This is a genomic window from Paenibacillus sp. MAH-35, assembly GCF_058135425.1.
The window spans coordinates 52,195-67,125 of record NZ_JBYUPU010000042.1 but is presented as its reverse complement, the minus strand read 5'-3'; the positions used below and the strand labels follow the sequence as shown (position 1 = coordinate 67,125).

General features: G+C 56.8%; 13 protein-coding genes. 1 reads left to right on the top strand and 12 read right to left on the bottom strand.

The genetic code is table 11. The annotated features are described in order from the left end of the window. Positions 1–196 precede the first annotated feature (196 nt). The 11 genes from AC3Y2E_RS28725 to AC3Y2E_RS28675 form a co-directional block, all read right to left on the bottom strand. Positions 197–1,582: a sensor histidine kinase gene (locus tag AC3Y2E_RS28725; protein WP_379216645.1), complete on the bottom strand. Its 1,386-nt coding sequence runs from the start codon at positions 1,580–1,582 to the stop codon at positions 197–199. Further along, on the bottom strand, positions 1,579–2,256 hold the full coding sequence (locus tag AC3Y2E_RS28720) for a response regulator transcription factor (protein WP_190926672.1): 678 nt from the start codon (positions 2,254–2,256) through the stop codon (positions 1,579–1,581). The genes AC3Y2E_RS28725 and AC3Y2E_RS28720 overlap by 4 nt, the downstream gene beginning before the upstream one ends. Positions 2,257–2,370: 114 nt before the next feature. After that, complete coding sequence (locus tag AC3Y2E_RS28715; RefSeq protein ID WP_190926670.1) at positions 2,371–3,111, bottom strand: NAD-dependent protein deacylase; 741 nt, start codon at positions 3,109–3,111, stop codon at positions 2,371–2,373. Positions 3,112–3,113: 2 nt separating this feature from the next. Continuing rightward, on the bottom strand, positions 3,114–4,070 hold the full coding sequence (locus tag AC3Y2E_RS28710; protein ID WP_379216642.1) for an LLM class flavin-dependent oxidoreductase: 957 nt from the start codon (positions 4,068–4,070) through the stop codon (positions 3,114–3,116). Positions 4,071–4,252: 182 nt separating this feature from the next. Then, positions 4,253–6,205 (bottom strand): alpha/beta hydrolase family protein, encoded by a 1,953-nt coding sequence (locus AC3Y2E_RS28705; protein WP_379216640.1) that lies wholly within the window; start codon positions 6,203–6,205, stop codon positions 4,253–4,255. A gap of 807 nt (positions 6,206–7,012) precedes the next feature. Continuing rightward, on the bottom strand, positions 7,013–7,981 hold the full coding sequence (locus AC3Y2E_RS28700) for an RluA family pseudouridine synthase (RefSeq protein WP_379216638.1): 969 nt from the start codon (positions 7,979–7,981) through the stop codon (positions 7,013–7,015). 99 nt (positions 7,982–8,080) lie between these two features. After that, complete coding sequence (locus AC3Y2E_RS28695) at positions 8,081–9,793, bottom strand: methyl-accepting chemotaxis protein (RefSeq protein ID WP_379216636.1); 1,713 nt, start codon at positions 9,791–9,793, stop codon at positions 8,081–8,083. Between the two features lie 210 nt (positions 9,794–10,003). Then, the gene (locus AC3Y2E_RS28690) at positions 10,004–10,708 is read right to left on the bottom strand and encodes a class I SAM-dependent methyltransferase (protein WP_379216634.1); all 705 of its coding nucleotides are present in this window, start codon (positions 10,706–10,708) and stop codon (positions 10,004–10,006) included. 138 nt (positions 10,709–10,846) lie between these two features. Then, the gene (locus AC3Y2E_RS28685; protein WP_379216632.1) at positions 10,847–11,389 is read right to left on the bottom strand and encodes a DUF402 domain-containing protein; all 543 of its coding nucleotides are present in this window, start codon (positions 11,387–11,389) and stop codon (positions 10,847–10,849) included. Positions 11,390–11,416: 27 nt separating this feature from the next. Beyond that, complete coding sequence (locus AC3Y2E_RS28680; protein ID WP_379216630.1) at positions 11,417–12,175, bottom strand: Cof-type HAD-IIB family hydrolase; 759 nt, start codon at positions 12,173–12,175, stop codon at positions 11,417–11,419. Between the two features lie 138 nt (positions 12,176–12,313). Beyond that, entirely contained in the window at positions 12,314–12,766 is a 453-nt protein-coding gene (locus tag AC3Y2E_RS28675) for a helix-turn-helix domain-containing protein (protein WP_190926656.1), read from the bottom strand. 207 nt (positions 12,767–12,973) lie between these two features. Between AC3Y2E_RS28675 and AC3Y2E_RS28670 the strand changes: the two genes are divergently transcribed. Next, positions 12,974–14,128, top strand: coding sequence for an RluA family pseudouridine synthase (locus tag AC3Y2E_RS28670; RefSeq protein ID WP_379216627.1), 1,155 nt, complete (start codon positions 12,974–12,976; stop codon positions 14,126–14,128). Positions 14,129–14,272: 144 nt separating this feature from the next. On the opposite strand, the gene AC3Y2E_RS28665 is transcribed toward AC3Y2E_RS28670, so the two are convergent. Then, positions 14,273–14,638 (bottom strand): hypothetical protein, encoded by a 366-nt coding sequence (locus tag AC3Y2E_RS28665; RefSeq protein ID WP_379216625.1) that lies wholly within the window; start codon positions 14,636–14,638, stop codon positions 14,273–14,275. Positions 14,639–14,931: the final 293 nt, after the last annotated feature.

The window sequence follows — 14,931 nt, the reverse complement described above, 5'->3', positions numbered from 1 at the left end:
TGCCTTCGCTACCTCCGCACCCATCCTCACGGACTGAGCACTATGCGTCAGCTACTACTTCCGCCGCCACGCGGTGTAGAGGAGACTTTCACTCCTTAGTCGAAGCGCTGCCAAGCGCACAAAAAGCCGCCCCTCCTTCACATCGAAGGAAAGGCGGCTGCTGACGCAGGGGTATTCACTGCGAAGAACGCTTCATCTACAAGCTTTTTTTATTCTCTTTCGGAAAATCGATCCGTATGCTCGTTCCTTCGTGCAACTGGCTGACGAGCGTGAGCTTGCCTTTGTGCAGCCCGACGATTTTCTGTACGATCGCGAGCCCGAGCCCGCTGCCGCTCCATCCGGAATTGTGCCGGGAGCTGTCGGCTTTGTAGAAACGGCGGAATATGTTTTGCTGATCCTCGGGCGAGATCCCGATCCCGGTATCGGCTACCGTTACCGACACTTGCCTCTCGTCCTCGTGCAAAGTGACGGTAATCTGCCCTCCGGAAGGCGTAAACTTGATCGCATTATGCAGCAGATTCGTCCATACCTGGCCCAGCGAATCTTCGTCCGCCGGTAACCGGACGGGCGGAAGATCCAGCTCGATGTCGAGCTGTTTCGCCGACCAGAGCGGCTCCGCCGCTACGACGCATCGGCGCAATTGCTCGTCCAGCTGCAGCGGCCTGGGCTGGTGCGGATACTGATCGGCGTCGAGCGAGGCGAGCTTCAGCAAATTTTCGCTCAAGCGGGATAACCGTTCGGACTCGCTCTCGATCAGTTTGAGGTAGCTGATCTTCTCTTGCGCATCCAGTCCGTCCTGCTGCAGCAGCTTGGAAAACCCGCGGATCGACGTAAGCGGCGTCTGAATGTCGTGGGAGACGTTGGAGACGAACTCCTGTCGCATTTTCTCCATCTTGTTCAGCTCTTGGGCCATATGCGTGATGCTGGAGGCGAGCTGGCCGAGCTCGTCCTTTTGCCGGATATTCAGTTGAACGTTAAAATCGCCGCCGGCGATTTTGCGGGTCGCCTTCGTAATCTTCTTCAGCGGACGGACCAGATAAATTGCCGCCAGTGCGATCAGAAACGAACTGATCAACAATATCGTCGATAAGTTGCGGAAATCGAGAAATTCGATACGGCGGACCGGAGCCGGTCCGCTCGGAGAGACGAACAGCGCGTAACGCTTGCCGCTGTACTCGAACGCCGTCCCCACGCTGCCTTGCGGGCAGTCCTCCCTCTCTTCCCCTTGGAAGCTGCTGTAAGACCCTCCGTTTAACACTTCGTTAACGATCGTGGCGGGAATGACACATTTTGTTTTAGCGCCGGGTACGGAGGAGAACCGCTCGTCCGAGTCGGAGAACAGCTGCAGCTCCTGTCCGCGATTCAGCTTGCCGGCGATGCTGACCGTCTGGCCGAGCTGCTGCGGCTCGGTTTCCTGGATAAGCCGGACGACCAGCTTGGCGGCGTTTTGCAGCAGCTCCTCCACCCGGTCGTTCAGCTGGACACGGAAATAATGCGAGAACATCAGGCTCGACAAGGCCAGACTGCACCAGACGACGATAAAAATGACGATGGCGATGCGCAGGTACAGCGTGCGGATCACGGCAGCACCTCAAGCCGGTAGCCGAGGTTGCGGATCGTCACGATCGACACCTTCTCCGATTGCTGCTGCTCCAGCCTCTCCCGCAGCCTTTTGACGTGAACGTCCACGGTGCGCGGATCGCCCTCGTAATCGACACCCCATATTTGTTCGATCAATTGGGCCCGGGTGAAGATGTGGCCGGGATTGCTCGCGAATTTGAACAGCAGCTCGAATTCTTTGGGCGGAATCATCGAGCTGTGTCCGTTCACCGTTAATTCGAACGTTCGCCGGTCAATCGTCAGATCGCCTACCTGAGCCGTCTCGGAATGTTCGATCCGGTACCGTTTCAGCAGCGCCTTGACACGCATGACGAGCTCCATCGGGTCGAACGGCTTGACCATATAATCGTCGGTTCCCAGCTGGAATCCTCTCAGTCTTTCCGAGATGTCGCCTTTGGCGGTTACGATAATGACCGGCAGGTCCATCGTTTTCTTGAGATCGCGGCAAAAATCCCAGCCGTCCATGACCGGCATCATAATATCGAGCACGACCAGGTCGATCTTGACGTTGCCGAGCACGTCCATCGCCTCCTGACCGTCGGAAGCTTCGAAGATCGCGAATCCTTCCTTTTGCAAAAAAGCTTTGACCAGCTTGCGTATCGCTAAGTCGTCGTCTACGATCAAAATTTTGCTCATGGGCTTGCGCTGTTCCTTTCGGCTTCGAATGGCGTCGAACCCATCGTATCATCCGTTGCTTAAGATGAACTTAAAACATTGTGGGAAATTGTAAAAGCGCCGGGAGTCTCCGGCTCAGCCCCGTTCCGGTTCCGTCAGCCGGGTCATCACGGCCGAGAACGAATCGTTCACGATATGCGTGGCGAAGCTGTCGTACTTCGTCTCCGATTTGTTGATCAGCAGCAGCGTGCGCCCGCTAAAATATCGGATAAGTCCCGCCGCAGGGTATACGCTTAGCGAGGTGCCTGCGACGATCAGCATATCCGCCTGAGAGACCGCTTCCTCGGCCCGGTTGAAGACTCCTGTATGTAACGGCTCCTGGTACAAAACGACGTCCGGCTTCACGGTCCCTCCGCAGCTCAGGCACTTCGGAACCGGGCCTTCCAGGGCGAGCAGGTCGCCGAGCGTATACGATTGTTCGCATACGGTGCAGAAGTTCCGGTGAACCGAGCCGTGCAGCTCGAGTACGTTGCGGCTGCCCGCCAGCTGGTGCAGTCCGTCGATATTTTGCGTAATGAGCGCCTTCAGCTTGCCTGCCGCTTCCAGATCGGCAAGTGCTTTGTGACCGTCGTTAGGCAGGGCGGCCCTGTGGATCATCTTCTCCTTGTAAAACCGGTAAAACTCAGACGGATACCGGTCGAAAAAATCCCGGCTCAGCATCACCTCCGGAGGATGCGACGTTCCGTGCGCCGTACGGAACAATCCGGTGGACGAGCGAAAATCCGGAATGCCGCTCTCCGTCGACGTCCCCGCCCCTCCGAAAAACACGATGCTGCGGCTGTCCCGCACGAGTTCCCGAAGTGCTCTGTTGTCCATGCTTACTCCTCCTTTGTCCCGATTCGCAACTTGTCCGCCAGCAGCTCGTAAGAGCGGATTCTCGCTTCATAAGTCGGCGCCAGCGTAACGATCATGAACTCATCCGTCTCGTAAAGTTCGCTCAGCTCGCTGAGCTTTGCCGCTACGCCCTCCGGCGATCCGACGAGCGCCCGGCCCGGGAACGGCTGCTGCACAGCCGGTCCGCCGCCGGACGTGCCGAACAGCTGCTTCAACCCCTGTTCCGCATACGCAGCGGCTTTCTCCTCCGTCTCCGCGCAGACGGCCCGAACCGCTACGATGACTTTCGGCTCCGTATCCCGCCCGGACGCACGATAATCTTCACGGTACCTCTGGACGATCGCCGGACCGTCCTGGTCGCTCATAAAATGGCCGAATACATAGCCCGCACTGAACCTGGAAGCGAACTGCGCGCTTTTCTCGTTAGTGCCCAGCAGCCACAGCTCGGGCGGTATTGGAGGAAGCGGACGTGCCGATACTTTCTCGCCTTCGATCCGGTAATCGTCCGCCAACAGCGCAGTCAGCGCTTCAAGCGACTCAGGCATGCGGCGGACCCCTTCGAGGAAGTTGTCGCCAAGCGCCAGCGAGACATGAGCCGAGCCGCCTGGCGCACGTCCGATCCCCAGATCGATCCGTCCCGGATACAGCGACGCCAGCATATGGAACGATTCCGCCACCTTATAAGGCTTGTAATAAGGCAAAAGCACGGCGCCTGAGCCGAGCCGGATCTGTTCCGTCCTCGCCCCGACATGGGCCAGCAGCACCTCCGGACTTGACGAGACGACCGACTGCATATCGTGATGCTCCGCCAGCCAGTAGCGGGCATAACCGAGCTTCTCCGCCGCTTGCGCAAGCTTGACAGCCTCGCCAAGCGCCGCTGCTGCATCCTCCGTTCCGATCAACGGAACGAGATCCAATACACTTAACCGAATACGTGACATGAGCACTCCCCTTTGCTACCCATCATTATAGCCTACTCGACAGGCGAACGGAACACGGTTCCGGCTAGCTGCTTCTGTCGCGGATAGACGGGGGCCCCCTCCTCTGATCCGGTACGGCAAAAAAGCCCGGCGCTGCCGCGCGGACCTCTTTTCCTTATTTCACATGGCGGTTTATGCAATCGTTACCTGTTCCGCCAGCGGCGCAAATCGGGCAAGTCGAAGTAGCGCAGCATTCCCGGCAATATCGTGCTTAATAAATCGAACGGATCGTAATGACGCGACCGGACCCATGATGCCACGCTATCCGGGCCGTTCCCGATATGAAGCCCGCCAATTCGCTCGTCGAGTGCGGCGGCAAGCTCCGCATACAACGCATAACGTCCCTCGGCGTACAGTTCCACACGTTCCGCCGCCGCATCCGGCAGCTGCTCCGCCATATCCAGCGCCCGAATGACGTCATAGGCGCGGACGGCGACCAGACTGTCATCCAGCCAGAACAAGTCGGCGGTCAGCTTATGCAGCGTGCCGAACCTGCTCCAGATCGAGTACGGGCTGATTGCACTCGGGGCGCAGATCCCGTCGCCGGACACATCCAGGACAAACGCGATTTTCCCCTGCGCGCACGTCTCCTTGATCCAGGACAGCTTCTCGCTGGCGACGGTCGTCCCCCGCTCCCACAGTCCGATCGATACGGGCAACTGCTTGCCGTCGAACCGCTCGTCCCGGAACGCTACCCCATGATTGAACAAGCCTTCCTGGCTCCACCACAAATAGCTTTCCGGAGCCAAGCTCTCCACATTGTTCAGCCTCAAGAAGCGGGGATTCAGCTCACATCGCTCGCGTCCTCCGTATACACGTTCCTTCAACCATCCGAGCGCCTCGCTTTTCAGCGTCTCCTCGGAAAGCGCTGCCCGCCGGCGTTCCAGCTCGTCCAGCCGCGCTCCGTTTTCTTCATATACGGCGCGGGCATCGGCGTAGTCTCCGCGGACTTGACCGGATTTCGTGCAGTCCAGCTCCGCTTGGCCCAGCAGTTCAATCCGGATCTCCTTACGGGTGTCTCTTCCAGGCACAGACAGATGCTTAGCGAAAAACTCAGCCGCCGCATCGGCGAGCGGACGCGTATACGCATGGGTAGACCGATCCTCGGCGATGCCCGGACTATGGTTCACGCCATACATCTCCCAAAAACGTTTCGTGCGGGCGACCGTACGCCGGGTGCCTTCGATCGGGAAAAAGTCGGAGGTGACCGCAAGCACCAGCACCGGACGCGGCGCCATCGCGATCAGCAGATCCTCATGATCGAACCCGAGCTTGCTCATTCCGCGCCATACTTGCTCCGCATCCTGCGCCTGGCCGGAGTACAAATAACTGGAACGGTTCATGATAAACGTTCCCGGAGCCGCCGCCGCGATACGCGGATCGCACAACATGACGAGACTCGTCTGCAGTCCCCCGCCGGAATTGCCTGTCACCCCGATCCGGGCCGGATCGATCTCGGGCCGGGTGCACAGATAATCGACGGCACGGATCGCATCGTGAATAAAATAACGGGCAAGTCCGTCTCCGAGCGGAATGCTCTGGCTTCCGGCATATTCGTGATCGCTTGTGCCGGGCCGGATCTCCGCTTTGCCGGTTGCCGGATCGTAATAGCTTAACCGCTCGCCTTGACCGATCGGGTCGATCGCGAAAACGATCAAGCCTTCGGCAACCAGTCGCTGGCATACGGTCTGGTAAGTATCGTACTGCTTTCCGTTGTCGGAATGTCCGCACAGGAATAACACAGCGGCCGACGGACCGTTCAGATCGTCTGGGATATACATATTCGATGTCACATACGTGGACGGCCTGGACTGAAAGATGATTTTCTCGATCCGGTAGCCGTCCCGGTTTACCGTGCCGGTGATGACCGGGCTGAGCGGATGATCGGATGACGGCAGCCCGCCGGCCGACTCCAGCCATTTCTCCCGCATGAACGTGCGCCTTGCTTCCAGCTCCTGGGTAGTACGGATCTCGTCGCGCGCCCGGTCGCCGGCTTTGAACGCCGCTTCGGAGCGATCGTAAACCCACTGTCTCAGCTGATCCTTGACATGATAGATGCCCAGCCCGTACTTCTGCAGATCCTCGATAGACGACATAGTCGGTTATCCCCTCTCTCCCCGCACATCCCTGAAACGAAACGTGCGCGATTGCACTTGATTTGTAACGAATCACAGGCTGCCAGCTTCCCATAGTAATCGATTTCCTGAGTTAGTCAACCTCATTATAGTGGGCGGTTTCCATTCAGTCAACGAATGATTTTCAAGCTCATCAGAGGTTTTTGTAAAGGCAGCTGCAAACTTTCGTTCCGTTATAAGAATCTACATGGACTTGGTGAAAAAGGTTCGATACAGCCGGATAACGGCCGCTGAGTCCGCTTGCTCGGCGATAAAGGTCGTATTGTCATCAGCAAGGTCATCCAGGTCCCTGTTGTCAGCCATGCAACCTCTCCTCCCCGCTTCCAGGATGAAACCTGCGCGTACGAAGAACGGTCACCGGCAGGAGCCGCTGCGCTGCGTCGGCAGCAAGGATAGTCGGTTTGTTTGAGCGCTATGGATTGAACTGATGAATTCTCTTGAAGTACGACCCGGAGTAACCGCTGTTGAAGTCTTGTTGTCTTCTGTCGGCGGAATGGCTAACGAACCGGGGCATCGTTATTACAGCTGAATGCGGACGTTTACATTTGTAACGAACTCTTGTATCGTTATTTCCGCAAATCGGATCGTTATTTTTCCGCTTCCGGCCTGATAACGACGTCCGGATTCGTTAGTCTGGCTAATGATCGTTTTTCAGCCCATAAGCACGTCACGATTCGTTAGCCGTCGAACCCACTGGATCGGTACGGGGCCACGGAACCAAAAAACTCCCCTGAACGGTGATCGGGGAGTAGTCTTGAGCTAAGCTTTCTATTTCGACAAATCGAAGTCGATGCCGGTCTTCCGGAGCACCGAGCGGAACAACGTCGGAAGCGGCGCCGTAAATGTCCGGCCGTCCGCTAGGACGATCTTCCAGGCATGCAGCAATTGATGGCGGACATCCTCGAACGGCTTGCCGCCGTACTTGACGTCTCCGAGCAGCGGATGGCCGATACTTTGCATATGCGTCCGGATCTGGTGCGTCCGGCCGCTGATCAGCTCGACTTCGATCAACGTATACCCTCTGCCGGCTTGGATCGGCTTGTAGCGCGTAACCGCGTCTTTCTCCTCCTGCTCCCGGCCGCTGCCGGCGGCAGCCGCTCCGTCCTTCACGACCCTCGTCCGGTTGCCCCGCTCGTCCCGGATCAGCCGGGCGTCCACCGTACCGCCTTCAGCAACCGTTCCTTCAACGACCGTCATATACAATTTGTCCAGTTCCCGCTTGCGGATCAAATCGTTCAACTGGTGCAGCATCCCCGCCGTCTTGCCGACCAGCACGAGTCCGCTCGTATTACGGTCCAGCCGGTTCGCCGTCGCGGGGAGGAACATCCGGCTGTCCAGCTCCTCCTTTTTGTGCAGGTAAGCGTGAACGCGGGTGATCAACGTATCCTTTTGTTCTGTCTGATCGGGGTGAGTGAGCAGTCCCGCCGGCTTGTTCACGACCAGCAGCTCCGCATCCTCGTAGATAACGTCGATCTTCGAGATGACGCCGGCGAATTTCACTTTTTTATCGACCGCTCCGATCGCGGCCTCCTTGAACGTTTCCTCCTCGATCCATATCGTCAGCTCGTCGCCGGCCGCCAGCTCGTATGTATCTTTTTTCCGTTTGCCGTTTACTTTCACTTTGCCTTGATCGATCATCTTATAGATCTGGCCGAGCGGATAGTTGGGCATCAAGGATCTTATATATCGGTGCAGCCGTTTGCCGCTTTCGGATGGGGTCACGATGCGGGTAATCATAATTTTCTACACTCCCGGTCCGGAGCACGCTCCGGTTCATATTCGCCAATAGCTTCTCCATCTTACCATGATTGTCTGCAAACCGGGAATGCCATCCGTTTACACTTTGAATTTGCGGATCGTCACGTTCAACTCGGCGGCCATCTCCTGAAGCGACCCGGTCGATCGCTTCAACTGCTCGATCGAGGACTGCTGCGTCTCCGAGTAGTCGGCGGCGCTGCGGTAATGCTTGGCCGCCTCCTGGGAGATGACGGCCATCTCGTCGATCGCCGCGCTTACCTGCTCCGAGCCTGTGGCGATTTCTTCGGAGACCGCGGACACGTCCTGCACCTGAGCGGCTACGCGCTCCACTTCACTCAGGATAGCGCGGAAAGCGGCGTCCGCCTGCCGGACGGCTTCCAGCCCGTCCAGCACTTCCTTAGAGCCGGCACGGATCGACCCCGCTACGCGGCTCGTCTCTTCGGCTATCGTATCCACCAGCTGCGAGATGTGGCGGGAAGACTCCTCGGCTTGCGACGCCAGCTTGCGAACCTGATCTGCTACGACGGCGAACCCTCTGCCGTGCTCTCCCGCCCGGGCCGCCTCGATCGCGGCGTTCAGCGCAAGCAGGTTCGTTTGCGAGGAAATATCCGCGATCGCCACCACGATCTGTCCGATCTCAGCCGTTCGCTGCTCCAGCCGCTTCATATCCTCGACGTTTGATTCGCTGGTTTCGGCAATAAACGTCATTTGTTCCATGGCGCGTTCCGCACGGGTATTGCCGAGTCTGGCCTGATCGGCCGCGATGAGCGACGCTTCCGCCGCTACGGAACTCGATTCCGCAATTCGCTGTACCCCGTCGCTGACCTCTTCCACCGATTTGGCCGTTTCCGCTGACCGCTGCACCTGCACACTGGCCCCCGACGCGACTTCGCGGATGCTTTGCGTCATTCGTCTTCCCGATTCGCTCGTCCGCTCGGTATGATCGTTCAACTGAACCGTCGCCTCGTTGAGACGGACCGCGTTATCCCTGATCGAGCGGATCATCGCGGACAATTCGCCGACCATCTGCTGGAACGCCCGCGAGAGGACTCCGATCTCATCGCTTCGCGACGTCTCGACGCGTACGGTCAAGTCTCCGGCCTGCACCAGCCTCGAAGCGGCGGTCAGCCGTTTGAGCGGACCGAGCAGAATCCGGGCCAGCAACCAGGTCGCCAATACCGCCGCAAGTAAAATAACCCCGGTTACCCACACCATATACCGGCTGTTTTCCTGCAGCCGCTCATACACCGCTGTCGCGTCAAAGTCCGCCCCTACAACACCGAGCATGTCCCCCGTCGCCGGATCGATAATAGGCACGTAAGCGGTAACGGTCGCTCCATACGAATCGTCGTTGGTCAGCTCGCCGACTTGCTCCTGCTTCTCCGTGAACGCCCGAGCGAGTTCCGCATACGGCTCCTTCTCCACTTGACCGAATTCGGACACGTCCTCCTTGGCATCAAGCGGCGCTCCGTCGACGGCATAGACGTATTCCATTTGCCCGTTCTGCTCCCGGACCGTCATCGTATACAAATATTTCAAGCCGTTCGTTTCTTTCATGTCGTTCAGCAGCAGCCGAAGCTGCTTGTACGCATCGGAGTCGGCCCGCATGGAGCGGAATGCGGCGGTATCGATTTTGCCCGCAGCCTGCGCGGCGATGGTCTTGGCCTGGTCGCCGAGCGATTTCTTGATCAGCTCCGCTGACGACGTGTACACGGTATAACTCAGCACACTGCCTGCAATCAGCATTAAAACAGAGAAAAACAGCACGATGCGAGTCTGTAAACTTTTCAACCCGTAACCCTCCCGACCGGTATCCAAATCCCTAGTGGCAATTAGTCCCATTGTACTATAACCGGCGGAGCTTTTCGACAAAATCCAATCCGTTTTGTTCATTTGATGGGCAATAAGCAGGTTGTCCGGGCATATACGACAAAAAAGCCCCGGGCATCCAGGGCTGTCATCGCTTTATCCAAGCGAGGCTTTCTTGCTGCAAATATGCGGTCAACGGGCATCGTCCATCTTCCGTCCGACAGCGGCGAAATGTCCGGGCAACACGTCGACCGTCGGCTCCAGCCGGTCCAGTTCGTCGACTCGCAGCAGCCGGAAGCCTGCTTGCATAAAATCGTTGATATACACCGACAAAGGCCGGTGATAGGCGCCTAATGTCGATCGGATCGTCCCGTGGCCCCGTGACTTCCAGAACTGTTCGCGGTACTCCGATACGTGCCGCCCTCCGTCTCCGAGCGGATGGCTGAACGGCGACTGGAAGCACGGGTGCATAATCACCCATATCAGATAACCGCCCGGCTTCAAGATCCGCCAAGCGGCCGAGAAGACCGAACGATGATCGGGCACGTCCATCAGCATAACGCTCGAAACGGCGAAATCGAACGATTCGTCCTGGATGCTGCTCAAGCTCATCGCATCGTCCCGCACCCAGACAATCTGTCCGGAAGCGTCTTCGGCTGCGGCATACGCCAACTGTTCGGCGCTTAAATCGACACCGGTGACGTTCGCTCCCATGCCGGCCAATCGGATGCTAAGCTGTCCTTGGCCGCAGCCGATGTCGCAAATGGACTTGCCGGCCAAATCCCCGAGCCATCCGAGCTGCTCCTCCATATAGCGGAAAGCGGGCTCCGGGCCGCCGGCTCCGCCTTTATTCAAAATTTCCCGGTACTGCATCGCAAACCCGTCATATTGTGCCATCCGAACAACCTCCGTCCGCCGAAGCAGTGCATTTATTTAATGACATTAATATCCTGAATAATTAATCACATCAAGTAATGTGCGTAGTTCAGCTTATCCCTTGCATCCTTCTGCACTCTCTCATTATTTTATTCCAGCTTACTTCAGTCCGGCGGCCATAGATTCCACCTGTTCCAGTCCGACTCGTATCAACGGGTTCGTACCGTCCTTAACGCTTTGCAGCAAAGCCTCGGCCTCCCGGCAGGTTTCTTCGTAGTCCTCCTTCGAAATTACTCCTTCCTCCAACGCAGCGTCCAAATCGTCCTGATCGATCAGATCGGGCTCGTAGGGGGAAAAACAGACGACATCCAAATACATATCGTCCCAATAAGGGATTCCGTCCGAGGATAGTCCGACTTCCCTGGCAACATCGTAATACCACTGCCTCACCTGCAGCTTACGGTCGAGCATGATCGTGAGCGTATGGCGCCCGCCGTCCGGAAACAACTGCATCCATACGTACCCGTCGTCGGCTACGCAACGGCGGACTCCCTGTACCTCCACCTCCAAGGGCTGCTTCACCCGGTCCAGCCACAGCCAAGTTATATACCCGTGAAACCCGGCATGATCCAGCCGCTGTTGCTCGTATCTTTTGCTTAGAATCCGCAACCAGTCTGCACGGTTCGCATATTTCCTTTTCATCGTTGCAGCGGCCGCCTTTCCGCGAAATTATCGCAGCACATATTTGACGATTGCTTTGTAAACCCCATCATTCTGGTTGGAAGCCGTCTCGGCGTCCGCTCTCTGTTTAAGCTGCCAAGGAGCGTTCCCCATAGCGATGCCCAATCCGGCATACTGAATCATACTCAGATCATTATATTGATCCCCGATCGCCGCTACCTCCTGCCGGCCGATCCCCATCGACCGGGCCAACCGCGCCAGCGCCTCGCCCTTGTTTGCGTTCGGATGCATGATGTCCATCGTATAATCTTTCACCGTTTTTCTTAAGGCTGTCCCAATCGATTGCCATCCGCCCATTCTGCGATCGTCCTCCACTTTTAATTTTACTACCGGCTCGCGCTCCGCCAGAACATCTTTCCGTATCGAATAGTCCCTAAGATTTTCGTTGTATGGCCGCTCCACGACCATATCGAATGCCGTATACACTCGAAAAGGAATTTCGCGCCCGCGGCAGTAGTGAATGAAAGGGGCGACGGCCTCCACCGGAAACGACATCCGGTCCAGTACGGTTCTGCTCCCAATCTCCGACGTGACCGCGCCGTTATGGGTAATAACCGGTCCTTCCAAGCCGAGCTGCCGGGTAATGTCGGAGCTTTGCCGCAAACTGCGGCCTGTGCACAATACGACTTGAATGCCTGCCGCTACCGCTTCCTTCACGCCTTCCAGCGTCTTAGCGGATATCCTTTTGTCCAATGTTAACAACGTGCCGTCAATATCCAAAGCAAGCAGCCTGTATACAACGTCCACCTCCCGCCTCCGGATCAGAATATCCGGACATGCACTCGTGACGAAATCCATTCTGTACAGGAACAAAGGCTTCATTAAGAGCCGCGCGGCATCTCCTTATACGTATCATACGCGGCTGGCAGCGGCTCCGCGTTCATCTTACTTCTCGGCCATTTCCCCAATCGCCGTGAGCAGCCTGCCGACAAACGAAGGCTTCCCCCACAGGACAAACCGGCTTTTCTTCTCTTCCTCCAAATAAAAATATTGGAACTTCGCCTTGCCTCGGGCCGGATTGTCTTCGTTCATGAACACGATCAATTGCTGCGCGATCCGCGCCGCTTCGTCCTGTCGAATGCTGCAATCGATGACCGAGCAAACCTGGTATTTCTCCCCCTCCCCCGGTTGATGTTCGCTGAGAAACGATTCGATATCCCGCTTCGCCGACTCGTGAATCACTTTCACCGCCTGCCCTGTGAACATCTCAAGCTCCTCCTCCCGGATTCTCCATTCGCCGCCAACCTTGCCTGCGGACAGCTTGCCTTCCCGTATATATCTGCGAATCGTTCTAGGATGCATATCCAATAACTTGGCAACTTCCTCTACGGTGTACACCCGCACCACTCCCACTTATTCCCATCTGACCTTCTCAGTATAAGGGAATCTCGAGTCACAAGTCAAGATATAATGTAATTATAGGTAATAACATGTATCAATTCGGACATTTGAAACCATCCTATTCATTTTCGTTTTGCTTTCCCTTTGATTTATCGTAAAATAAATCGTATTGAAAAATAGAGATGAGACGCGGTGGTGTTGCAAGTGAGAGAATCGGGTCGGCGGTCAAGACAACCGGCGCCAGGCGGCGGCAGGAGCGGCCGGCAAAAGCCGGGGTCCAAAAAAGCGAATCCCAATGACAAATCCAACTCGGCTGCCAAAAACAGCCGTTCCGATAAACAGCTTCCTGTGGGGAAAACGAATCATCGTCACGAGAACCAGCAAGCCCAGGCGAGAACAAACCGGCGCGACGTCCCCGCCGCGTTAACCAAGCCGGGGCCAAGCGGCAAACCGGCCCCGAAACAAACGGTCAGTCTGAAATCGGGCCGCCGCAAAGGCGAATGGATGGAGTTTAAGCTCCCGGATTCGCTGGCGTCCGCTCCGCTTGGGGTCATTTTGAAATCGTTCCCGATCCCTGCCAAGGTAGCCGGTCGATTAACCGCTACGAACAGCATTATTAAGCAGGGCCAGCTGCTTCGGATCAAGCTGTTCCCCAGCGAATCTCCCGGTTTTCCCGGCGACTGGGTCGACTTGAACATTTTGTACGAGGACGACTTTACGCTTGTCGTGAACAAGCCGGCCGGCGTCGAAGTCCATCCGAGCACGCAGGGACAACGCGGGACGCTCGCTCATGCGGTAGCCGCCTACTATGAAGCATCGGGGCAAAAATGCCGGGTGCGGCATATCCACCGGTTGGACAAAGAAACGACCGGTCCTGTCCTCTATGCCAAAAACGAGCTGGCTCATTACGAGTTCGATAAGGCGATGCGCGAGAAAACCATTGAACGAATCTATTTGGCGGTGGCCGAAGGCGCCTTCGAGCAACGGAAAGGGAAAATCGATAAACCGATCGCCCAGGACCGCCATCATTCCACACGCAGACGTGTCAGCGAAACGGGCGATCCGGCCGTGACGTTGTACGAGGTCGTCGAATATTTCGCGGGCCATACGCTTGTCCGTCTCAGGCTGGAGACGGGACGCACCCATCAGATACGCGTTCATTTATCGTCGATCCACCACCCGCTGGCCGGGGACGGCATGTATGGCGGAACGCGCCGGTACATTCACCGGCAGGCGCTGCACGGCGAGAGACTGATCTGGGTTCATCCTTGGACAGGCGAACGGATGGAAGTGCGTGCGCCTTTGCCGGAAGATATGAGCAAGCTGCTGGACGACCTGCGCAATGCCGACTCCGAGTAAACATCCCGGCAATCCCATGGTTTACCCGATCGGCGCAGCGTGTCCCTAGTATTCCGGATACAATTAAATTGCCTCGGCAATATCCGTATGACGACAAAAAAACGGCGCGGGATAGGCGCCGTTTTTCGTGCATCTCCAGTCTTCTCAAATTCTTCTAAACCCGCTTGGTAGTCTGCCCGTTCTGCGAATCTCCCGAATCTGGGCCAAAGTAAGGCGGACGTTCGAAGAAATAAGAGAATCCGCATCGTTGCCTGCAATGATATCGTCCAGATCCGCAATACTGCGATTGCCTCGGAATACGCGAAACGCTCCTTGGAAATTACGGCGCGAGAATAAGACCAGAGTCGCGTTGGAGCTTGTAGAGAAAAAACGAAGGCTCTCCACATCAAACCGGCCGTCGAGATTCCGGATTCCCAAGTTGCCGCGCAGCACGCGAACCCGTCCTCTGAAGTTCTCGTCGGAATAGAGCGACAGCCTAGGGAATGTTTGCAAGATTACAACTTTGTTCATTCTCTCTATCACCTCCTCTGCATTCAATATATGAGAGAAGGGTAGAGTTGCTTGGACTTGCATCCACGTCTCGAACCTATTTCTACTAGCTGTGATCGCTATGGGAAATACACTCGCCATTTCCCGGGTAAGCGCAAAAGTCGATAAAAGCTACTACCAGTTGACAGCTTCGGCTCCATATTCGACCCGCCCGTGTCGATACCAAAGGTGTGCCTTCAACCACTCGCCTTCGATTGACGGCCGGTGACGGGAACGCCCGATCCCATTCGAAGCAGGCGACCGGCTGCACATGC